This window comes from Corallococcus sp. EGB (assembly GCF_019968905.1).
Taxonomy (GTDB): Bacteria; Myxococcota; Myxococcia; order Myxococcales; family Myxococcaceae; genus Corallococcus.
This window is the reverse complement of the sequence record NZ_CP079946.1, coordinates 6170090-6190684: the sequence shown is the minus strand read 5'-3', so window position 1 is coordinate 6190684 and position 20595 is coordinate 6170090. Positions and strand designations below refer to the sequence as shown.

The following is a 20595-nucleotide window of genomic DNA, read 5'->3' as shown; positions in this document are numbered from 1 at the left end:
GCCTCTGCTCCGCGGGTGGCTGAAGGCGTGCTCACGCGGCCTCCCACTGCACGGCGTCCACATCGGACTGGGGCACGGGCTTGGGCTTCAGGAACTGGTGCGCCAGCAGCTGCGTGGACGCCACGGCGAACAGGGCCATGGTGTCCGCTTCGCTCTCCGCCGAGTTCGGTGCCCGCAGCTTCGCGACCAGCCGCTCCACCTTGCGCGCGTCGAAGACGCCCGTGGCCGACACAGCCTCAGGGGCCAGCAGCTCGCGCGCCCACGCCGGTGCATCCGGGCCCACCAGCGCCCCCGCGATGGGGGCGCGGTACGGGAACTTGTTTCGCTCCAGGATGGACGCGGGCACCCGGCCCTTCGAGAAGCGCTTGAGCAGGTGCTTCTCGTCCAGCCCGCGCAGCCGCAGCCGCTCCGGCACCCGCGCGGCGAACTCCATCACGCCCGTGTCCAGGAACGGGAAGCGCCCCTCCACCGCGTTGCCCAGCAGCATGCGGTCGCCCTGCGCGGAGAGGAGGTAGCCCGACAGCAGCGTGCGCGCCTCCAGGTACTGCGCCCGCGCCAGAGGCCGCCACTTCGCCACCGCGTCCGGCACCGTCGCGAGCACCGACGCCACCGGATCCTCGTCCGCCACCTTCGCGGCGAACTCCGGCGCGAGGAAGCGCAGGATGCGGCCGCTGTTGCCCCACCGCACCAGGTGGGAGAACCCCAGCGCGTCCGGCGTCTCCAGTCCCGTGCCGAAGAACTCGCGCAAGAGCTCCACGCTCTGCTGGCTCACCGACAGCGTCGGATACAGGCGGCGCAGGAGCAGCGGCCGGTACTTCGAGCCCGGCTGGCGCGCCCAGAACTGGCGCACCTTCGTCTCCTTGAAGAGGTCGTAGCCGAGGAACATCTCGTCCGACCCTTCACCCGTCAGCACCACCTTGATGCCGTGGTCGCGCACCCACCCGGACAGCCGCAGGAACGGCGCGGGCGCGGAGCGCATCATCGCCTGCTCCGCGTGGAAGATGACGCCCGGCACCAGCGCGCCAATGTCTCCGTCGCGCATCTCCACCACGCGGTGCTCGGTGTGCAGCGCCTCCGCCACCGTCGCCTGGTGCGCGCGCTCGTCGAACCGCGCGTGCGCGAAGCCCACGGAGAAGGTCCGCAGCGTGCCGCCCAGCTGCTCCTGCGCCAGCGAGCACAGCAGGCTGGAATCCAATCCACCCGACAGGTATGCCGCCACCGGCACGTCCGCGCGAAGCCGCAAGCGCACCGCCCGGTCCAGCACCGCGCCCAGCTCTTCCAGGAGCCGGGGCGCCTCCGCCGCCTCCGGCGTCACCCCGAAGTCCAGGTCCCAGTAACGCTGGAGCGTCAGCGTTCCGTCGCGCCACTTCGCCACGTGCGCCGGCGGCAGCAGCGACACGCCCTCGAAGGACGTGCGCGGCGCCACCGGCGCCCAGAGCTGGAAGGTCTGCTTGAGTCCCCGCGCGTCCAGCGCGGGCGTCACGAGCCCGCTGGCGAACAACGCCTTCGCCTCGGACGCGAACGCCAGGTGTCCTCCCGCCAGGGACGCGTAGAACAGCGGGCAGATGCCCACGCGGTCTCGCGACAGCCACAGGGTGCGGTCGCGCGGGTCCCACAGCGCGAAGGCCCACTGGCCCTCGAAGCGGCGCACGCAGTCGATGCCCCACGTGAGGAACGCCGCGAGGATGACCTCCGTGTCCGAGCGCGTGCGGAAGGCATACGCGCCCGACAGCTGCTCGCGCAGCTCCACGTGGTTGAAGATCTCCCCGTTGAACACGACGGTGAGGCCGGTGGCCTCGTCGCGCATGGGCTGATGGCCGGAGGCCAGGTCGACGATGGACAGCCGCGCGTGCCCCAGCGCGGCGCCGTCCAGGAGCAGGGCGCGCTGCGCGTCCGGCCCCCGGTGCTTGATGCTGGCGGTCATGCGGCGCAGGCGCTCGGCGTGCTGCGCCGGGCCCGATGCGTCACCCGCCGGGAAGGTGAACCCCGCGATGCCGCACATGGGCGTCTCAGCTCGCCTTCGCCAGCGACTTCTTGCGGTCCACGAAGGCCACCACGCGCGACAGCGAGTCCAGGTTCTCCGGCACCAGCTCCTTGTCGTCCAGCTTGATGTGGAACTCCGTCTCGATGAAGGCCACCAGCTCCATCATGCCCGTGGAGTCGATGAGCCCCTTGCGCAGGAACGAGTCGTCGTCCGCGAAGTCATCCACGAAGAAGGTGTCGACGATGAAGGTGCGAAGCGTGTCACGCGTGCTCATGAAGTGGGTCCTGTCCTTGAAACAAGAGATGGGGGTGTGGGAGGGCGATGCGAATGAGACGCGCCCGGCGCCTCTTGCTGAGCACCGGGCGAAAGGAGGTGCGGCCCGTCAGGTCCCCGTGGCGTCGCGGGCCACGAGGTCCAGGCTCATGCTGCGCGCCGGGTTGCCCATGGCGAGCGAGTCCGGGGGCACATCCTGTGAAACGATGCTGCCGGCGGACACCACTGACCGCGCGCCAATGCGCACGCCCGGCAGCAGGATGGCGCCGTGGGCGACCCAGACGTCGTCCTCGATGATGATGGGCGCGATGCGCTGGCCGTCCCGGTCGCTCACCCGCACGTACGACGCGAACATGCACCGGGCGCCAATCTGCACCGACTCCCAGGCCTCCACGGACACGCCGTAGTTGAACTGGGTCTCGTTGCCCACCAGCAGCCGCGCGTGCTCGTAGCAGACGACCGACGTGGGCAGCATGCCGCCCAGGAACGTCAGCTTGTCGCCCAGCTCCGCGTGGCCATCGTTGCGCGCGGCCACCGGGCCGTACGCCGCCACGTCCCGGCCCGTGCGGAAGGTGCGGAAGAGCCAGCGCGCCCGCGCCACGGCCACCACGCGCTCGGCGCGCGGGAACACCTGCGTGCGCACCAGCTCCAGGCCCGCGCGCGCCATCTGGAGCGCTTCGCCCCGGGAGGGGAGGGGAGGCTTCATCGCGACACCTCGCGCCGCAGCACCCGGGCGGGCGAGCCGCCCACCGTCACACCCGGAGGAATCCGGCGGGAGATGACCGTGCCGGAGGCCACGCTCGCTCCCTTCTGCAGGTGCGCGCCGGGCAGCAGGATGGAGCGGCTGCCCACCGTGACGCCTTCCTCCACCACCAGCGGCACCGACTGGGGCCGCTCGTGCCGGTTGCCCCGGACCGGGTGATACATGTTGTCCATCAGCTTGCACCACATGCCCAGGCGGCTGCGCGCGCCTACCGTCACGCAGGCCTGCGCTTCGATGGAGCTGCCTCCCTCGATGGTCACGTCGTCCTCGATCACGATGCGTCCCCCGCGCTGCGCGTGCAGCTCGATGGGCGCCATCCGCGCGTCGAACACCACCCGGTCGCCCACCTGGATTTCGCCCTCGCCGTGAATCCAGACGCGCCCCCAGACGGTGGGGATGGCGCCCACGGTCTCACAGCGGCGCAGCTTCAAACGCGCGACGGTCGGCCCCAGGCCGAGCAGCATCATCAAGGGAACGCGCATGGCTCAGGGCCCGGCCTTCGCGGAAGCCGGCGCCTCGCGCGGCGTGTCCGGCAGGGCCGCCAGGAAGGCGACCAGCTCCGAGGCCACGCGTGCCTGCCCCTGCGCGTTGAGGTGGCCCCCGTCATCCGAATAGTCCGGCACCATCGCCGGATACGCACGGCCATTCACCTCGTAGGTCTCCCGGGTGCCGTCCGCGTGCGTCGACTCCAGCGCCGCCAGGTCGAACAGCGGCTCCTTGCCGCCGTAGGTCTGCCGCATCAGCGCGTTGAACGCCTCGCGCGACACGTTCTCCCCCACGCCGAACACCGGGCGCCCGCGCAGCTCGTTGAACCACGCCTTCGCCCCGCGCTGCACCGTCGTCAGCGGCGCGGTGACGTGCACGAAGGTGACGCCCGGGTGGCGCGACTTCAGCCCCGCGAGCGTGGCGCGGTACTTCTCGAACAGAGCCTTCGTGTCCGTGCTGGAGGTGAAGTCGATGTAGCAGAACTTCATCAGCGCCACGTCCACCTGCTTCGCGACGCCGCCGTCCAGCAGCCGCTCGAAGTGCGCGAGCTTCGTCTCCGGCTGCTCGTTCTGGCCCACGAACGCGTGCGCCAGCGTGCCCTCCGGAATCTCCGCGCTCGCGTCCTTCAGCTCCACGATGGCGGGTGCCTTCGCGCTCGATGACAGGCCGCGCACGCCGTCCAGGATGTTGCCACCCACCGACTGGTGGCCGAAGAAGACCCGGCGGTGCGTCAGCCGCTCCAGGCCCGCGCGAGACGCGTCGGGCTTCGCCGGCGCTGACGCCGCCGCGCTCTGGGGCAGGGCCATCAGCAGCGCTCCAGGAAGGAGCAGCGTACCGAGTCGCGCCGGAAAGCCACGAAGGACATGCATGTGTGAACCTTTAGACCTTTCCATCGCCGAGCGTCAAAGCCCTCGGGGGCCGCGGCTGGATGCATGCCTTCCAAGCCGCCACGCCTGCATGACAGAGGGTCGTGATTGCCCCGGCGTCGGGTGGGGCTGACCCCTATTCGTGCTTGAGGCCGAAGAGGGAGCGCAGCCTTCCGAGGATGCGGCCCGCCTCGGGCGAGTGGTCCGGTCCGCCGCCGGCGGCCTGGGCCACGGCGCGCAGCTGGGTGCGGCGCTGGGCGAGCAGCGCGGAGAGTTGCCGGGCGAGGCCCGGATAGTCCGCGAACAGGCGCGCGAAGGTGGGCCGGTCCAGCTCCAGCAGCACGGCGTCCTGGATGGCCACCACCGAGGCGGCGCGGGGCTCTCCGGTGAGCAGCGACATCTCTCCTATGTACTGGCCCGGCCCCAGCCGTGTGATTTCGGACTGGAGCGTGCCGGCGCGCACGCTGACCTCGCCGGAGGCCACGACGTAGAAGGTCCCTCCCTCGTCGCCCTCCTGGATGATGCGCTCGTTGCGGCCGAAGCGGCGCACCACCACCTCGCACCGCAGGCGCTCCAGCTCCTCCGGGCCCAGCGGCGAGAAGAGGTCCACCTGGCGCAGGAGGTCGCGCACGGTGTCGTCCGCGAGCTCGCGGCGGCGCTGCTTCGACTCGCGGCGCAGCGTCACCGTGCGCTGGGCGTAGGGCAGCTCCAGGCCCTCGCGGCGCAGCCGGTACCACAGCCGCGTGTGCAGCTCCTCGCGCACGGTGTCGCCCAGCGCGAAGTCGTTGAGGAACACGCGCACCATGTACTGCGCGTTGGAGTCCGTGAAGGCCACCGTGCGCGCCAGGGGCGGCGGCTCCACCAGGACCTGGGGAATCTCCCGGGCCACGTCCAACAGAATCTGCTTCACCTGGTTGGGCGGCGCGTCCAGGGACACGCCCACCTGCACCTCGATGCCCACGGGCTCGCGGTGCTGGGTGAAGTTCTTCACGTGCTCCTTGCCCACCATGCTGTTGGGCAGGGTGATGACCTCTCGCCGGAAGTTGGCGATGCGGATGGAGCGCCACCCGATGTGCACCACCCGCCCGGTGTGCTCGCCGATGCGGATGAAGTCACCCACCTCGAAGGGGCGGTCCAGCTGCAGCGACAGGCCCGCGAAGAGGTTGCCCAGCGTCTCCTGGAGCGCCAGACCGATGACCACCGACAGCACCGCGGTGGACGCCACCAGCCCCGCCAGGTCCAGGTCCAGCTGGCTCTGGAGGATGGGGACGGTGGCGAGCGCGTAGAGCGTGAAGTCGATGACGTCGCGCAGAATCTTGGGCGTCGTCACCGGCGAGCGCATCCGCACCAGCTTCAGCGTGAACGCCACGCCCGCGCGGATGACGCCGTAGACGAACGTGAGCATCCAGCCTACGCCCACGAGCTTGCGCAGGCCCTCCGGCGTGGAGGCCTCCGGCAGCAGGCGCGACGTCAGCCGCAGCAACAGGAAGGCGACCAGCATCCGCACCGCGCCGCGCAGGTCGTCGCGCAGGGCCGTGTCACGGGTGGTCCGCTGGATGCTCAAGAGGAGCACCGTGAGGATGGAGCCCGCCAGGAGGGGGAGATGGCCTTCGAGGATGTTCAGCACGCCCCGTGAATCAGACCGGTGGGCTGGTCACGGGTCAAGGTGGCGGTTGACGGGTGACCGCCGAGCAGGGATACACGCCCCCCATGACGCTTGCCTCGGTGCAGGGACAGCCCCGCGCGATGGACGCGCTCCAATCCGCCCTGCGGTCCGGCTCGGTGCATCACGCCTACCTGTTCGCCGGGCCGGAAGGCGTGGGCAAGGAGCTGGCCGCGGTGGGGCTGGCGCAGGCCCTCACGTGCCCGGAGGCCCCGGAGGTGGGCTGCGGCAGGTGCGCCAGCTGCGCGCGCGTCGCCAAGGGGCTGCACCCGGACGTCACCTGGGTGATGCCGGACGACGAGCGCGTGTCGCGAGGGCTCGCCGGCCGCTCCGACTTCACCGGCACGCCCAGCCGCGAGCTGCGCGTGGAGCAGATCCGCCAGCTCCAGGAGCGCCTGGCGCTGCGCGGCCTGGAGTCCAAGCGCAAGGTGGCCATCCTGGTCAGCGCCGAGCAGATGAACGTGCAGGCCCAGAACGCCTTCCTCAAGACGCTGGAGGAGCCGCCCGCGGAGACCACCCTCGTCCTGGTGGCGAGCGCCATGGACCGGCTCCTGCCCACCATCCGCAGCCGGTGCAGCAAGGTGTACTTCGGCCCGCTGCCGGTGGACCTGGTCGCGAAGCACGTCCAGCAGGAGCGCAAGCTGGACGCGGACACCGCCGCCCTGGCCGCGGTGATGTCCGGCGGCAGCCTGGGCCGCGCGCTCGCGCTGGACGTGGACGCGCTGAAGGAGCGCAAGGACGTGCTCACCGCCTTTGAATCCCTGGGCGGCAACGACATCCCGGCCCTCTTGCGCTTCGCGGAGGCCCACGGCGGCTCGCGCGAGGACGCGGACACGGCGCTGGAGCTGCTCATCCTGTGGACGCGCGACGTGTCGCTCGCGAAGGCGGGGGCGCTGGACGCGATGGCGAACCGGGACCTGCGGGAGCTGGCGCAGGACGCCGCGAACCGCACGTCGGAGGCCGCGCTGCACCGGAGGCACGCGCTGCTGGAGTCGGCGCGCACGGCCATCGGCACGCGCAACGGCGCGCCCCGGTTGCAGCTGGAGCGGCTGCTCATCGAACTGTGCGTGGAGGGCCGGTGAGCGCGGACATGGACGAGGTGCTGGCGGAGGTGAAGGGCGGCAAGGTGTGGCCGCTGTATCTCCTGTGGGGCGAGGAGTTCCTGGTCCGCAAGGGCGCGGACGAGCTGGTGAAGACGCTGGTGCCGGACGCCGCCATGGGACTGAACCTGGCGGTGCTGGACGCGGCGTCCCCGCGCGAGGTGGCGCAGGAGCTGGCCACGCTGCCGCTGTTCCCCGGGCGCAAGGTGGTGCTGGTGCGCGACCCGGAGTTCCTCGCGCCCAAGAAGGGCAAAGGCGACGCGCTGGCCAAGGCGCGCGACGCGTGGAAGGCCGGCAAGCGCAAGGAGGGCGCCCGGCGGCTCCTGGCGCTGGCGGGCCGCGCGGGCTGGGGCGTGGACCAGCTGGACCCCCGCGTGCCCGGCGCGCCCTCGGTGGAGCAGTGGAAGGAAGAGCTCAACGTGGACCTGGCGGAGGCGGACCTCGCCTTCCTCCAGGAGGCCGCGACCTTCTGCCGCGAGGAGCGCATCAGCGCCCCGGAAGGCGACGCGTCCGCGCTGCTGGAGCTCTTGCAGAAGGGCGTGCCGCCGGGGCACGCGCTGGTGCTGGCGGCCACGGATGTGGACTCGCGCAGCCCGCTGCTCAAGTTCGCGCAGGACAAGGGCCGCCTCTTCGAGCGCAAGGTGGCCGCGCGCCACAAGGACCTGGACCTCAGCGAAATCTCCCGGGAGTTCCTCGCCCCCTTCAAGAAGAAGCTGGGACCGGGCGCGCTGGAGGGGTTGAAGGAGCGCATCGGCGGCAACATCCGGCTGCTCCAGTCGGAGCTGGAGAAGCTGGCCGTCTACGCGGAGGGGCCCACCATCGAGGCCCAGCACGTGGCGCTGCTGGTGCACCACGCGCGCGAGGAGGAGTTCTTCGAGCTGACCGAGGCGCTCCAGAAGCGCGAGCTGCGCGACGCGCTCTCCTACGCCGAGGACGCGATGGGGCAGGGCACGCACGCGCTGCAACTGCTGGGCGCGGTGGCGTCCATCGTCCGCTCGCTCCTGGAGAACCACGCCTGGCTGGAGAAGTACGCCGGCGGCCAGCCGCCGCGCACCGGCCGCGACGTGGAGACGCGCATCCTCCCCAAGCTGGAGGCCGAGCTGAAGGCCTCCAAGCGCAAGACGCCCAACGCCTGGGCGCTCGCGTTCGGCATGCAGGCCGCCGCCCGCTACGAGCGCCGCGAGCTGCTCAACGCCCTGGTGGCGTGCGCGGACGCGGACCTGGCCCTGAAGTCCTCCGCCAACGGGAAGCTCGTCATCGAGCGGCTGTTGTGGACGGTGTGCACCCGCGCCTGAAGGGGCCCGGGTGGAAGGAGCCGCCATGGCGGACAAGCGACGCTTCGATCTCTTCGCGGACCTGCTCGTCACGCGCTTCCCCCAGGCCCAGCGCGTCTATGACGTCGCCGGCGGCATGGGGAAGTTGAACGAGTCCCTCACCCAGCGCGGGCGCACCGTCACCACCTTCGACCTGCGCCACAAGCACCTGCCCGTGAAGTACGCGCAGCGGCCCTTCACCCTGGAGGAGCCCTGCGAGGCGGAGCTCGTCGTGGGCATGCACCCGGACGGCGCCACGCGGATCATCATCGAGTACGCCGCGCGCCACGGCCTGGGCTTCGCCGTCGTCCCTTGCTGCTCCGACAATGGGATGCCCTACAAACCGTGGATGCGGCACCTGGCCGAGGTGGCCCGCCAGGCCGGCTTCACCACGGTGGAAGAGGCCGAGCTCCCCATGGACGGCCGCGCGCGGGTGCTGCTCGGCGTATGGCGCTGACGCACGGTGTGCGAATTCAGGGCCTTGCTTTGCGTAGCAAGAATAAGCCGCCAATCGTGGATTGTCTGAATAGAGGACACACCCGGCGTGGACTGTCACGGTTCAGGACAGGGGCCTGCTCGCGGTGAAATCCCCAGCAAGTCCGGGGGGTTGTGCCAGAAGTGTAACGACTGCTTCCACATTACAGAAGATTTACTGCGCACCGATGTGCCATCCGCTTTTCAGGAACTTCCAGTACTGCGAGGCATTTCGCGGACTTAATGAGTTGGCCTGAAGAATGCTGAAAGGAGCGCTGCCCCGGCGACCACCCCCTTTGCGCCGGGCAGGAGGCAGTACCTTGGTTCGCACCCGTTTCGTTTCAGCCCTGTTGGCGTTTCCCCTGGTCGCTTGCGGCGTCGGGGACATGGACGGCGACACGCAGAACGAGCAGCAGAAGCCGGATGAGGTCGCTGAAGTGCGGAGCGCCCTGAGCGCGATGCCTGGCGCGCAGATTGTCGGCACCAACGCGGATGGGACGCCGCACACCATCCAGGGCCGCCTGGGCCAGGCGGACCGCGCGCTGACGGGCTTCGCGCTCGCGGACGTGCACACCTCCATCGCCGGGGCGCTGCCCAACATCGCGTCGCTGTTCCGCCTGGACGCGTCCGACCTGCGCGTGCGCCGGGTCTCCGTGGACGACCTGGGCATCTCGCACATCCGCTACGCGCAGACGCTGAACGGTCTGCCGGTGATTGGCGAGGAGCTGGTGGTGCACGTGGACCGCTCGGGCGCCATCTTCAGCGCCAACGGTTCCGCGCGCTCCGGCGGCGCCCTGTCCGCGCGTCCGCTGGTCGCCGCGGAGGCGGCCAAGACGGCGGCGGTGCGCGACACCCAGGGCACGGGCCTGGCCGCGCAGAGCGCGCGCCTGGTGTACGTGAAGTCCGAGCAGGACGGCCGTCTGCACCTGGCCTATGAGGTGAAGGTCACCGGCGAGACCGCCCAGATGCCGCTGCGCGACCGCGTCTATGTGGACGCGCTCAACGGCGCCACGCTGCTGCGCGTTCCGGAGATCCACACCGCGCTCAACCGCAAGGTGTACAGCTCGAACAACACCACCACCACCCCGGGCACGCTCAAGCGCTCCGAGGGCCAGGCGGCCACCGGTGACTCGCATGTCGACATGAACTACGACATGCTGGCTTACACCTACAACTGCTACAAGACGAACTTCAACCGCGACTCGCTGAACAACGCGGGCCAGACGCTGATCAGCTCGGTCCACTACAGCAAGAACTACGTGAACGCCTACTGGGACGGCACCCAGATGGTGTACGGCGACGGCGACGGCGTGAACTCCATCGAGCTGGGCAAGGACGCGGACGTCACGGTCCACGAGCTGACCCACGCGGTGACGGAGAACGAGTCCAACCTCACGTACTCCGGTCAGTCCGGTGGCCTCAACGAGGCCATGTCCGACACCTTCGGCGCCATCTGCGAGAGCTGGGCCTCCGGCACGTGGAGCACCGCCGCGGACGTCTGGAAGGTCGGCGAGGACGTGTGGACCCCCGGCGTCGCGGGTGACGCGCTCCGCTACATGGACGACCCGGCGAAGGACGGCGCGTCCATCGACTGGGCGCCGAACTACTCCGGCCAGGACGTGCACTACACCTCTGGCGTGCCCAACCTGGCGTTCGCGCTGCTCGCCAAGGGTGGCACGCACCCGCGCGGCCGCAGCACCATCAACGTGCCGGCCATCGGCGTCCAGAAGGCCGGTCAGATCTGGTACTACGCCAACGCCAACCTCTACACGGCCAGCACCACGTACGACCAGGCCAAGACCTGGACCATCCAGGCCGCCGCGGCCCTGGGCTACGACCAGGCCACGCAGGACGCGGTGAAGGCGGCCTGGGAAGCGGTGGGCGTGGGCATCCCCATCACCTGCACCCCGCTGACCAACGGCGTGGCGAAGACGGGCCTGTCCGGCGCCACCAACTCGGCGAACTACTACTGCATCGACCTGCCGGCCTCCAAGGCGTCCACCTACGTCATGAGCGGCGGCACGGGCGACGCGGACATGTACATCAAGTTCGGCTCCGCCCCGACGACGACCTCGTACGACTGCCGTCCGTACCTGAGCGGCAACAACGAGTCGTGCAGCGCGGCCGCGAAGGCCTCCGCGGGCAAGATGTACATCATGCTGCGCGGCTACTCGACGTACAGCGGCGTGTCCCTCAAGGCCACGTACTGAGCCCTCGCACAGGCCCGGGGTGAGTCCACGCCGGGCCTCGTGAAGGTCACCTTCCGCCTCCGGGGCTTTGAGTCCCGGGGGCGGTCGTGTTCTGGGGGCAGGCGCCTGTCGCGCGGGAACGGGGTAGGGTGGCTGGACCTCGTACGCGGGAGGATGCATGGGGTGGCGGTCGGGCTGGGTCTTGCTGACGGCGGTGGTGGCGTCCGGGGCCCTGTCGTGCCACCGGGAGACGCGGGCCCCGCGCACCTGCGTGGTGCTGTCGGTGGGGGGCTCCAAGGGGCTCGCGCACGTGGGCGCGCTGGATGCGTTGGTGGCGCGGGGCATCCCCATCGACTGCGTGGTGGGCAACAGCATGGGCGCGGTGGTGGGCAGCCTCTACGCGGCCGCGCCCGGCGCCAACCTGCGCCAGCGCTACCGGGCCTTCTTCACCGCCTACGAGGAAGAGACGCGCAAGGTCGCGGCGACGCGCGGCGCGGTGGGCGCGGCGGTGGGCCTGCTCGCGGTGCTGATTTCAGGCGGCACCCTGGGGCCGGCCGTGGCGGTGGGGGCGCTGGGGGCGGCGGGGGGCGCGGCGACGGTGCCGCCCTTGAGCCATGAGCGCTTCACCCAGGTGCTGGATCATTTCTACGCCGGGGCGCGCGTGGAGGAGCTCCCGGTGCCCTTCGTCACCTTCCACCAGGAGCCCTTCGCGGGCGGCATCCGCCTGGTCACCGTGACGCGCGGCCCGCTGGCGGAGGCCGTCTCCGCCAGCGCCTCCAACCCGCTCCTGTTCAAGGACGCGACGCTGGAGCGCATCGACCCGGGCGCGGACCGCGTGTCCGCGACGCCGGTCCACGACGCGTGTCAGCTGTTCCCGGGCGCGCGGCTCATCGCCATCAACGTCACCGGCGAGCCGGCCTTCTACCGCCCGGACCTGGGCTGCGACGTGCGCGAGGTCCGCGTGGAGGTGGCCATCCCCCCGGTGGAGGCCTTCACCGGCCGCGGCCCCGCCTTCGAGGCCACCTACGATGCGGGCCGCGACGCGGTGATGCAGGCGCGGCTGGACTGAACACGGGCCTCAGCCCGCGGTGAGCAGCCTCGTCACGTCCCGCCACCCGCCCTGGCAGGGAGCGGTGTCCGTGGCCAGGTAGTGCCCCACGCGGCCGGGCGCGAGCGCGACGATGGCGGACGAGCGCGTCCCGTAGCCCTCCGTGTGGATGCACAGGGCCTGGAGCTGCTGGAGGAACTCCGCGGGCAGGTCGCTCTCCGCGAGCGGCCCCGTCGCGGCCTCCAGGGGCGGCAGGGAATGATCCGCCAGGGCCGTCTTCAGCCCCGTCACCAGCTCCGGCCAGGGGCGCGCCGCCACCTCGCCGGCCAAGGCGAGCGCCCGCCGCACCTTGGGGATGGCCCGGTTGTCCAGGGTGTCGTTGGGGAGCACGTGCACGCCGTCCGGGACGTCCTCGTGCAACAGGCGCGCGTGGCCCGGCCGCGCGTAGGCCACCCGCACGGTGCGCGCGTCCCCGTAGAGCAGGTTGAAGGGGAGGAACTCCGGGGCGGGCAGGGTGCCGAGATAGCGCTCGATGGCCTCCACCGACCCGGCCTGCAGGGCGCGCAGCACCACCTCGCCCCGGGAGCGGGGGGCCAGGCCCTGGACGCGCGCGCCGCGCTGGTTCGTCAGGGCCACCAGGATTCCGTCGTGGGTCACCCCCATCCACGTGCCGCCCCGCTCCACGTCCTGGCCGCCCACCACGCGTGGGGACTCGCAGAGGACCTTCGGCCCGTGGGCCGGACGCGCGTAGAACTCATCCCGGTTGGCGGCGACGACCAGCGGCCACTCCGGGTGGGCGTTACGGAGGATGAGGACGGTGCACATGGCGTCCGGTCGATAACATCCATCTTCGTGCCATGCAGCCCTCGGCCTGCATGTTGGCGATGACCTCGTTTCCCCAAAGCGGCTATGGTCCGCCGCCCTCAGGAGAGTCCATGGCGGAGAGAACCCTCGTCACCAGCGCCCTTCCGTACGCGAACGGCGCCATCCACCTCGGCCACGCCGTCGAGTACATCCAGACGGACATCTACGTCCGCTTCCTGCGCTCGTGTGGCCAGGACGTCGTCTATTTCTGCGCGGACGACACCCACGGCACGCCCATTGAAATCAACGCCGCGAAGCAGGGCATCCCGCCGGAGCAGTTCGTCGCGCGCTTCCACGAGGAGCACCAGCGCGACTTCCAGGGGCTGGACGTCCGCTTCGACTACTTCCACTCCACCAACTCGCCGGAGAACCGCCACTACGCGGAGCTCATCTACGGGCGCTTGAAGGACGCGGGCGACATCGACCGCCGCGACATCGAGCAGACCTACTGCGAGAAGGACAAGCGCTTCCTGCCGGACCGCTTCATCCGCGGCACCTGTCCCAACTGCCGGTCCACGGATCAGTACGGCGACGCGTGCGAGAAGTGCGGCAAGACGTACAACCCCACGGACCTCATCGACCCGAAGTGCGCGCTGTGCGGCACGCCGCCGGTGCGCCGCAACTCCGAGCACCTGTTCTTCCGGCTGTCGCGGCACGCGGACTTCCTCCAGGAGGTCCTCAAGCGCCCCGGCTTCATCCACCCGGGCCTGGCCGCCCAGCTCCAGGGCTTCTTCGAGAAGGGCCTGTCGGACTGGGACATCAGCCGCGACGGGCCGTACTTCGGCTTCGCGATTCCAGGGGAGACGGACAAGTTCTTCTACGTCTGGCTGGATGCGCCCATCGGGTACATCGCCACGACGGAGAAGTGGGCGAAGGCGTCGGGCCGCTTCCCGGACGCGCTCGCGTACTGGGGCAAGGACGCGCCCAGCCGCATCGTCCACTTCATCGGCAAGGACATCGTCTACTTCCACGCGCTCTTCTGGCCCGCGGTGCTGAAGGTCGCGGGGCTGCACATCCCCAATGAGATCAAGGTGCATGGGCACCTGACGGTGAACGGGGAGAAGATGAGCAAGAGCCGCGGCACCATGGTGGCCGCGCGTGACTACCTGGACCTCCTGGACCCCAGCTACCTGCGCTACTTCTACGCGGCCAACCTGGGCGCGGGCGTGGAGGACCTGGACCTCAACCTCAAGGACTTCCGCCTGCGGGTGAACGGCGAGCTCGTCAACAACGTGGGCAACCTGGCCAACCGCGCGCTGTCGCTGCTGGCCGGGCCGCTGGAGAAGAAGCTCGCGCCGGGCCGCGCGGAAGGGGCGGGGCGCAAGCTGGTGGAGGACGCGCTGGCGCGCGTGCCGGAGGTTCGCGAGGCGTTCGAGAAGCTGGAGTACCGCGTCGCCATCAAGGTGATCACGGAGATCGCCTCCGCCGCCAACGCGTTCCTCCAGACGGCGGCGCCGTGGGCGCTGGTGAAGAAGGACGCGGAGGCCGCGCGGGCGGACCTGTCGGACGCGGCGGACGTGGCGTACCTGCTGGGGGCGCTGCTGGCGCCGGTGACGCCGCGCGTGTCGGAAAAGCTGTTCAACCAGCTGGGGGCGGAGCCGCTGACGTTCCAGGCCCTGGCCACCGCGAAGTACCCGCTGCTCGACCGCACCCGTCCGCTGGGCACGCCGGAGCCGCTGTTGCCCCGGCTGGAGGAGGAGCGCGTCAACGCCATCATCAAGGTCCCCGAGGGGACGCCGGCCGCCGAGCCCGCGAAGGCAGGCGGCAAGGACAAGAAGACGGAGAAGAAGCCCGTGGAAGCGAAGCCCCAGGAAGCGGTCCCCACCACGCAGGCGTCCCCGGGAGCGGGGGCGGCGGAAGGCGCGCCCGCGGCCGACATCGAGTACGCGGACTTCGCCAAGGTGGTGCTGAAGGCGGGGCGCATCGTGGCCGCGGAGAAGGTGAAGGGCGCGGACAAGCTGCTCAAGCTGGACGTGGACCTGGGTGAAGGCGCGCCGCGCACCATCGTGTCCGGCATCGCGGAGGCGTACACGCCGGAGGCGGTGGCGGGCCGGCGCGTGGTGGTGGTGGCGAACCTCAAGCCGCGCAAGCTCAAGGGCATCGAGTCGCGCGGCATGCTGTTGACGGCGGGCGCGGGCGGCAAGGACCTGTCCCTGCTGGATCCGGGCGATGTGGCTCCCGGCGCCGAGGTGAAGTAGGCCGGTCCGTCGTCTCCGGGCCTCGCCGGAGGAGGGAGTGCCTCCTCCGGCCGGGCCCTGCCGGAGTCAGGCGGGGTTCAAGGGCGCGGGGGCGGAAGGGCCTCCGCGCCAGACAGCGACCGGGACACCCAGACCGCGCTGGAGCGCGGGAGGGCCCGGGCGCGAGAGAGGTGATGAGACGTGGCGGACTGGCGTGCCGAGCGGGACCGCGCCCTGCTGACCCTGGAGCGTGAGAAGCGTCCGGCGAGCCGGGCGGAGGCGGCGGAGCTGCTGTTCCACCTGGCGTCGGAGGAGCCCGCGCACGCCGGGGAGTTCACGGACGTGCTGGTGCGGCTGCTCGCGGACGCGCAGCCGGAGGTGCGCCGCTCGGGTGTGAGCCTCGCGTCCGTCATCCTGCCGCCGGAGCAGCTGCCGGACATGCTCCTGCCCCGGCTGCGCGACGAGGACACCCGCGTGCGGCTGGAGGCCACCGGGCGGCTGGCGGACCTGGCGCTGCCGCACGCGCGCGGGGCCCTGGCCGGCATGCTGGAGGACCCCACGCCCGAGGTGCGCTTCGAGGCCGCGCGAGGCATCGCCGCCCTCAAGCACCCGGCGGGCCTGGACGTGCTCGTGGCCGCGCTGGACGTGGACACGCTGCGCTTCCGGGCGCTGGGCGCGCTGGCGGAGCTGGGGGACGCGCGGGCGCTGCCGGCGGTGAAGCGCCTCTTCGGCAAGTGGCTGCTGCCGGCGTTCGACAAGACGCAGGCCGCGGGCGTGCTGCTGAAGCTGGGCGACCCGGAGGGCGCGGACTGGCTGATGCAGCGCACGCGCAAGAAGTGGAGCGGGGACCGGGCGCTCGCGGTGGAGCTGTGCGGCGAGCTGAAGGTCCCGGGCGCGCTGGAGCGGCTGCGGGAGATCCTCGCGGACGCGAAGGACCCGTGCCGGGGCGCCGCCGCGCGCGGGCTGGGACGGCTGGGGGATGCCCGGGCGCTGCCCTGGCTGCTCGCCGTGCTGGAGGACCGCGCCGCGCCAGAGGACGACCGGCTGGACGCGGCGGACGGCGTGTGGCGCCTGGGCGTGGCGGAGGGACTGGAGCGCGTGCGCGCCGCCGTGCCCACCTTCGCCTCGGAAGAGGCGCGGACGGAGTTGGAAGAGCTGTTTCAGGAGAAGCCATGAGACTGGTTGATGCGCACTGCCACCTGGAGCCGAAGGACTACGCGGACGTGGCGCCGGTGCTGGAGCGCGCGCGCGCCGCGGGGCTGGTGCACGCGGTGCTGGTGGGGCAGTTCCACGGTCCGGGGGACTGGGGGCACGCGCTGGAGGTCGCCGCCCGGCACCCGGACTTCCTGTCGCCCACGCTGGGCATCCACCCGCACGAGGCCGCCCGCGCCACGGAGGCCGACTTCGAGATGCTGGAGCGCACCTGCGCCCGCCCGGAGCTGCGCGCCGTGGGCGAGGCCGGGCTGGACTACTACTACGACCACTCGCCGCGCGAGGTGCAGGCCACCGTCTTCCGGCGGCAGTGCGCGCTCGCGAAGCGCCTGGGCAAGCCGCTGGTGGTGCACGTGCGCGACGCGCATGACGACTGCGACGCGGCCCTGTCCGCCGAGGACGTCACGAGCGGCGTCATCCACTGCTTCACCGGCGACACCGCCGCGGCCCGGAAGTACCTGGACCGGGGCTTCTTCCTGTCGCTGTCCGGCGTCGTCACCTACAAGAAGACGGAGGCCCTCCAGGACGCGGTGCGCTTCGCGCCGCTGGAGCGCCTGATGGTGGAGACGGACAGCCCCTTCCTCGCGCCGGTGCCCCACCGCGGCCGCAAGAACGAGCCCGCGCACGTGCTGGAGACGGCGAAGAAGGTGGCGGAGCTGAAGGGCGTGTCGCTGGAGGAGGTGGCCCGCGTCACCACGGCGAACGCGGCCCGCCTCTTCAACCTCACGCTGGGGTGAGCGCGTTGGCCAGGACCTCCAGGTCCTGGTCCAGCTGCGGCATGTCCAGAAGCAGCGCGTCCGGGTCGTAGACGAAGTCCGCCTGCTTCAGCTTCAGCAGGGCCTGCAGCGCGGGCTCGCCCGCGTGGCCGCCGAACGCCGCGTGCACCACGCGGCCGCGCTCCAGGTGCAGCGAGCCCTCCAGCGTGTGGCTCCGCAGCTGGAGCTTCCCGCTCTTCTTGCCACCGCCCAGCGTGCGCAGGAGCTCCTTGGGAGGCAGCTCGTCGAAGCTGCCGCGCACCACCCGGCCCGGGCCGTTGTGCTGCACGCGGTCCTGGAAGAGGGACAGCACCGTGCGCGCGACCTCCGCCTTGTCGCTGGGGGAGAGCACCGCCGTCGCGCCCGCCATCAGCAGCCGCTCGCGCGCCTGGGCATCCGGCTCGCCCACCACGGCGATGGGCAGGCCCGCGCTCTCCGGCATGGAGCGCACGGCCTCCAGCAGGTCCATCACCTCCTGCTGGCCCAGCCGCAGGCTCACCACCAGCACGTCGCAGTCCTGCCGCGCCAGGCCGTCCAGCGCGCCGTCCAACGTGGACAGCGCGTGCGCCACCAGCTCCTGCTTGAGCACGGCCTCCAGCAGCTCGCCGCGCGTGGTCTCGTCCGGCTCCGCGATGAGCACCTGCCGGCCCTCGCTGGCCAGCCGGTGCGCCAGCAGCTCGCCGCTCTGGAGCTGGCCGACGATGTCCGCCACCACGGGGTCGTAGAGCACGCCCGCGTTCGTGCGCAGGTGCTCCAGCGCCTGCGTCTTGCTGAAGACGCGGCCGAACGCGTTGCCCGGGTTCTTGGTCAGCTCCAGGAAGCTGTCCACCGCCGCCAGGATGCGCGCGCCCAGGGTGATGTCCTCGCCCTTGGCGCCCTGGGGCGTGCCGGAGCCGTCCCAGGCCTCGTACAGCTGCGCGAGGATGGTGTTCACCTGCGCGGGCAGGTGCACCGTCTCGAAGAGCTTCGTGGGCGCGCGGCAGCACGCCTTCGCCTGGGCCTTCCACTCCGGGTTCGCCGCGTTGCTCGCCAGCGAGAAGTGCCGCTCCGGAGGCTTGCCCAGGTCGTGCAGGTACGCGGCGATGGACAGCGCCGCCAGCTCCTTGTGGGGCATGCCCATGCGCTGGCCCACGATGCCCGCCTGCCGCGCCAGCTGCGCGGAGTGTCCCCGGTGGCGGGGCCGGTCCTGCTCCAGCAGGCCCACCATCAGGCTCAGCGTCTCCACGTAGTCCGTGTCGCTGATGAGGCCGCGCGGGCCGCCCGGCTCGCGCCGCTGGGTGGAGACGCGCGCCACGTTGGTGCCGCTGCCGGAGCGCTGCAGCCGCATCCGCGCGTCCGTCTCCAGCCGCATGCTCAGGCTGGTGGGGCTGCGCCCGGCGGACGACCCTCCGCGCCCGGGCTCCGTGCCCACGTGCGTGTTCGACGGGGTGTCCGGACGGCGGGGGCCGCTGTTGGGCGCGGGGCCCTCCAGCAGCGTGGTGAACGCCGTGGGGTCGCCGTAGTAGTGCTTGCGGATGGCCGCGGCGATGGCGCTGCGCAGGCCGATGTACGCGTAGACCTCCGACATGCCGGTGACGAGGGCGATCTCGTCGAGCAGCGACTTGTTCTGCGGCTCGGCTGCCACCACCGACAGCAGCTTGCGCTCCGGATCCACGGCCAGCGGGAGCACGTTCTGCGCTTCCGCCAGCCGCACCGGCAGCTTGTCCAACACCTTCGTGTCGATGCGGACCTTGGCCAGCTTGTCCGCGGTGACGAAGCGGGTCTGGAACTCGTTGGCCAGGAGCCGCAGCAGCGCGGCCTCCTGGAGCAGGCCCAGCTCCACCAGACAGTCCCCCAGCTTGTGGCCGGTGATCTTCTGGTGCTCCAGACCCTGCTCCACGGCCCCGGGGGTCACGAGGCCGGCCTCAATCAACCGCTCTCCCAGCCGCTTCGCCATGGACTTCAGCCCTCCGAGGAGCCACCACCCTCACCGCCGGACTTCACGGCGGGGGCCAGCGCGCTGAACGGCTTGAAGGTCAGCTCGCCGGGCAGGCTCTTGGGGTCGCGGGGCGGGCGCTCCTCGCGCGGCGGACGGGGCGGGCGCTCCTCGCGGGGACCCCGGTCCTCGCGCGGCGGACGCTCGGCGCGGGGCGGCCGCGGCGGGCGCTCCGGACGGGCCTCCTGGGACGGGGACGCGGGGGCGGCGGTGCCCTCGCCGGCCGGGGCGGACGGGCCCTTGTCGGCGCGCGCCTTGCGCTTCTCCTCGCGGTGCTTGCGACGGCCGCCCTCCACGGGGGCCCGGCCGCGGCCGGTGGGCACGAAGCCCTTCCAGAGCGACCGGTCATACGCGCGCAGGTGGTCCGTCCAGCGCTCGTTCGGATCGCGCTGCATGGACTCCACCCACCCGGAGATGCGCGCGTCGAGCGAGCTGAGCGTGTCGACGATCTGCGCCTCCAGCGTCACCGGCACCTTCGCGCCGGGGGCGCCGGACACGCCCTGCTGGGAGATGGCCAGGTGCGTCAGGTGCTGCTCCAGGAGCGGCGGGAAGCCCGGGATGCCCAGGGTCTTCTCGCGGATCTTCTGCGCGGCCAGCACCGCGTGGCCCACCAGCCGGCCCTCGTCGGAGGTGTCGAAGCCCTTGTCGGAAGCGTCGCCGGCCTTCATCACGTCGTGCAGGAACGCGCCGGCCAGGAGCAGGTCGCGGTCCGCCATGGGGTAGTGGTCCGACACGCGCAGCGTCAGGCGCATCACGGACAGGATGTGCTCGGCCAGCCCGCCGCGCCACGCGTGGTGCACGCCCTTGGCGGCCGGGGCCACCGGCAGCGCCGCGGACACGTGCGCGTCGTCCAGGAACGCCAGCAGCAGCTGCTTCACGTACGGGTCGTTGACGCGCTCGGTGACGAGCTCGCGGATCTGCCCCACCGCGCGCGGGCCACCGCCGCCGCCCTCGTGGCGCTCGGGCTTGCCTTCGCCGGACTTGGGCTCGGGCTTCGCATCGCCGGACTTCGCTTCGCCGGACTTCGCTTCGCTGGACTTGGGCTCGGTCTTCGCCTCGGCGGGCGGGGCGGGGGGCGGCTCGAACTCCTTGGGGTCCAGCGGCTCCGGATCCAGGCGCTCCATGCCCTCCACGACGACCTGGGTGCGGCCGTGGAAGACGATGACGCTGCCCTGCACGAGGACGAAGTCACCGCTCTGGAAGGCGGGCTCGAGCGCGTCCACCTTGTCGAACACACGCGCGTCCACCGTGCCGCTCTTGTCGGCCAGGGACAGCGACAGGAACACCTTGCCACTGCGCGCGGTCACCTTCTCCTTCTTGGTGACGCGGAAGACGGTATGGACCCGGTCCTTCTCGCGCAGGTCCGCCGCGTACACCTTGCGGACGGTCTCGACGGAAGCCTCCGGGGTGGAAGAGGTCGCGGCCTGGAACTCGTTTTCGGTTGTCATCGCGG

General features: G+C 71.4%; 17 protein-coding genes. 8 read left to right on the top strand and 9 right to left on the bottom strand.

Going from position 1 to position 20595, the window contains the following annotated elements; all coding sequences use genetic code 11:
* Positions 1–31: 31 nt before the first annotated feature.
* From asnB to KYK13_RS25390, 6 genes are all read right to left on the bottom strand, one after another.
* Positions 32–2002 carry an asparagine synthase (glutamine-hydrolyzing) gene (gene asnB, locus KYK13_RS25415; RefSeq protein WP_223634432.1) on the bottom strand — a complete coding sequence of 657 codons (1971 nt, stop codon included), beginning with the start codon at positions 2000–2002 and terminating at the stop codon, positions 32–34.
* 7 nt (positions 2003–2009) lie between these two features.
* A complete protein-coding gene (locus tag KYK13_RS25410) occupies positions 2010–2258 on the bottom strand; it encodes an acyl carrier protein (protein WP_223634429.1) in 249 nt (82 codons plus the stop codon).
* A gap of 108 nt (positions 2259–2366) precedes the next feature.
* A complete protein-coding gene (locus tag KYK13_RS25405) occupies positions 2367–2963 on the bottom strand; it encodes an acyltransferase (RefSeq protein WP_223634426.1) in 597 nt (198 codons plus the stop codon).
* Entirely contained in the window at positions 2960–3502 is a 543-nt protein-coding gene (locus KYK13_RS25400; protein ID WP_223634424.1) for a DapH/DapD/GlmU-related protein, read from the bottom strand. Before KYK13_RS25400 ends, KYK13_RS25405 begins: the two co-directional genes overlap by 4 nt.
* A gap of 3 nt (positions 3503–3505) precedes the next feature.
* Positions 3506–4312 carry a hypothetical protein gene (locus tag KYK13_RS25395; protein WP_223634422.1) on the bottom strand — a complete coding sequence of 269 codons (807 nt, stop codon included), beginning with the start codon at positions 4310–4312 and terminating at the stop codon, positions 3506–3508.
* Between the two features lie 196 nt (positions 4313–4508).
* Positions 4509–5999 carry a mechanosensitive ion channel family protein gene (locus tag KYK13_RS25390; RefSeq protein WP_223634420.1) on the bottom strand — a complete coding sequence of 497 codons (1491 nt, stop codon included), beginning with the start codon at positions 5997–5999 and terminating at the stop codon, positions 4509–4511.
* Positions 6000–6082: 83 nt separating this feature from the next.
* Between KYK13_RS25390 and holB the strand changes: the two genes are divergently transcribed.
* From holB to KYK13_RS25365, 5 genes are all read left to right on the top strand, one after another.
* On the top strand, positions 6083–7117 hold the full coding sequence (gene holB / locus KYK13_RS25385; RefSeq protein ID WP_223634418.1) for a DNA polymerase III subunit delta': 1035 nt from the start codon (positions 6083–6085) through the stop codon (positions 7115–7117).
* A gap of 8 nt (positions 7118–7125) precedes the next feature.
* Positions 7126–8430, top strand: a complete 1305-nt coding sequence (gene holA / locus KYK13_RS25380; protein WP_370645443.1) for a DNA polymerase III subunit delta — start codon at positions 7126–7128, stop codon at positions 8428–8430.
* A gap of 25 nt (positions 8431–8455) precedes the next feature.
* Positions 8456–8905, top strand: coding sequence for a hypothetical protein (locus KYK13_RS25375; protein ID WP_223634414.1), 450 nt, complete (start codon positions 8456–8458; stop codon positions 8903–8905).
* A 337-nt stretch (positions 8906–9242) separates the two neighbouring features.
* Positions 9243–11132 (top strand): M4 family metallopeptidase, encoded by a 1890-nt coding sequence (locus KYK13_RS25370; protein ID WP_223634412.1) that lies wholly within the window; start codon positions 9243–9245, stop codon positions 11130–11132.
* A gap of 157 nt (positions 11133–11289) precedes the next feature.
* Positions 11290–12180, top strand: a complete 891-nt coding sequence (locus tag KYK13_RS25365; protein WP_223634410.1) for a patatin-like phospholipase family protein — start codon at positions 11290–11292, stop codon at positions 12178–12180.
* A 9-nt stretch (positions 12181–12189) separates the two neighbouring features.
* On the opposite strand, the gene KYK13_RS25360 is transcribed toward KYK13_RS25365, so the two are convergent.
* On the bottom strand, positions 12190–12984 hold the full coding sequence (locus tag KYK13_RS25360; RefSeq protein ID WP_223634407.1) for an NRDE family protein: 795 nt from the start codon (positions 12982–12984) through the stop codon (positions 12190–12192).
* A gap of 110 nt (positions 12985–13094) precedes the next feature.
* Between KYK13_RS25360 and metG the strand changes: the two genes are divergently transcribed.
* From metG to KYK13_RS25345, 3 genes are all read left to right on the top strand, one after another.
* Positions 13095–15221 carry a methionine--tRNA ligase gene (gene metG, locus KYK13_RS25355; protein WP_223634404.1) on the top strand — a complete coding sequence of 709 codons (2127 nt, stop codon included), beginning with the start codon at positions 13095–13097 and terminating at the stop codon, positions 15219–15221.
* A 180-nt stretch (positions 15222–15401) separates the two neighbouring features.
* Positions 15402–16376: a HEAT repeat domain-containing protein gene (locus KYK13_RS25350; RefSeq protein WP_223634401.1), complete on the top strand. Its 975-nt coding sequence runs from the start codon at positions 15402–15404 to the stop codon at positions 16374–16376.
* Complete coding sequence (locus tag KYK13_RS25345) at positions 16373–17149, top strand: TatD family hydrolase (protein ID WP_223634398.1); 777 nt, start codon at positions 16373–16375, stop codon at positions 17147–17149. The genes KYK13_RS25350 and KYK13_RS25345 overlap by 4 nt, the downstream gene beginning before the upstream one ends.
* On the opposite strand, the gene KYK13_RS25340 is transcribed toward KYK13_RS25345, so the two are convergent.
* Entirely contained in the window at positions 17136–19103 is a 1968-nt protein-coding gene (locus tag KYK13_RS25340) for an HD domain-containing phosphohydrolase (protein WP_223634395.1), read from the bottom strand. The genes KYK13_RS25345 and KYK13_RS25340 overlap by 14 nt on opposite strands.
* A gap of 5 nt (positions 19104–19108) precedes the next feature.
* Entirely contained in the window at positions 19109–20590 is a 1482-nt protein-coding gene (locus tag KYK13_RS25335; protein ID WP_223634392.1) for an OB-fold nucleic acid binding domain-containing protein, read from the bottom strand.
* Positions 20591–20595: the final 5 nt, after the last annotated feature.

Coding starts and splice junctions, on each gene's coding strand:
- asnB (WP_223634432.1), bottom strand. CDS start 2,002: ATGTGCGGCATCGCGGGGTTCACCTTCCCGGCGGGTGACGCATCGGGC.
- KYK13_RS25410 (WP_223634429.1), bottom strand. CDS start 2,258: ATGAGCACGCGTGACACGCTTCGCACCTTCATCGTCGACACCTTCTTC.
- KYK13_RS25405 (WP_223634426.1), bottom strand. CDS start 2,963: ATGAAGCCTCCCCTCCCCTCCCGGGGCGAAGCGCTCCAGATGGCGCGC.
- KYK13_RS25400 (WP_223634424.1), bottom strand. CDS start 3,502: ATGCGCGTTCCCTTGATGATGCTGCTCGGCCTGGGGCCGACCGTCGCG.
- KYK13_RS25395 (WP_223634422.1), bottom strand. CDS start 4,312: ATGGCCCTGCCCCAGAGCGCGGCGGCGTCAGCGCCGGCGAAGCCCGAC.
- holB (WP_223634418.1), top strand. CDS start 6,083: ATGACGCTTGCCTCGGTGCAGGGACAGCCCCGCGCGATGGACGCGCTC.
- holA (WP_370645443.1), top strand. CDS start 7,126: ATGGACGAGGTGCTGGCGGAGGTGAAGGGCGGCAAGGTGTGGCCGCTG.
- KYK13_RS25375 (WP_223634414.1), top strand. CDS start 8,456: ATGGCGGACAAGCGACGCTTCGATCTCTTCGCGGACCTGCTCGTCACG.
- KYK13_RS25365 (WP_223634410.1), top strand. CDS start 11,290: ATGGGGTGGCGGTCGGGCTGGGTCTTGCTGACGGCGGTGGTGGCGTCC.
- KYK13_RS25360 (WP_223634407.1), bottom strand. CDS start 12,984: ATGTGCACCGTCCTCATCCTCCGTAACGCCCACCCGGAGTGGCCGCTG.
- metG (WP_223634404.1), top strand. CDS start 13,095: ATGGCGGAGAGAACCCTCGTCACCAGCGCCCTTCCGTACGCGAACGGC.
- KYK13_RS25345 (WP_223634398.1), top strand. CDS start 16,373: ATGAGACTGGTTGATGCGCACTGCCACCTGGAGCCGAAGGACTACGCG.
- KYK13_RS25340 (WP_223634395.1), bottom strand. CDS start 19,103: ATGGCGAAGCGGCTGGGAGAGCGGTTGATTGAGGCCGGCCTCGTGACC.
- KYK13_RS25335 (WP_223634392.1), bottom strand. CDS start 20,590: ATGACAACCGAAAACGAGTTCCAGGCCGCGACCTCTTCCACCCCGGAG.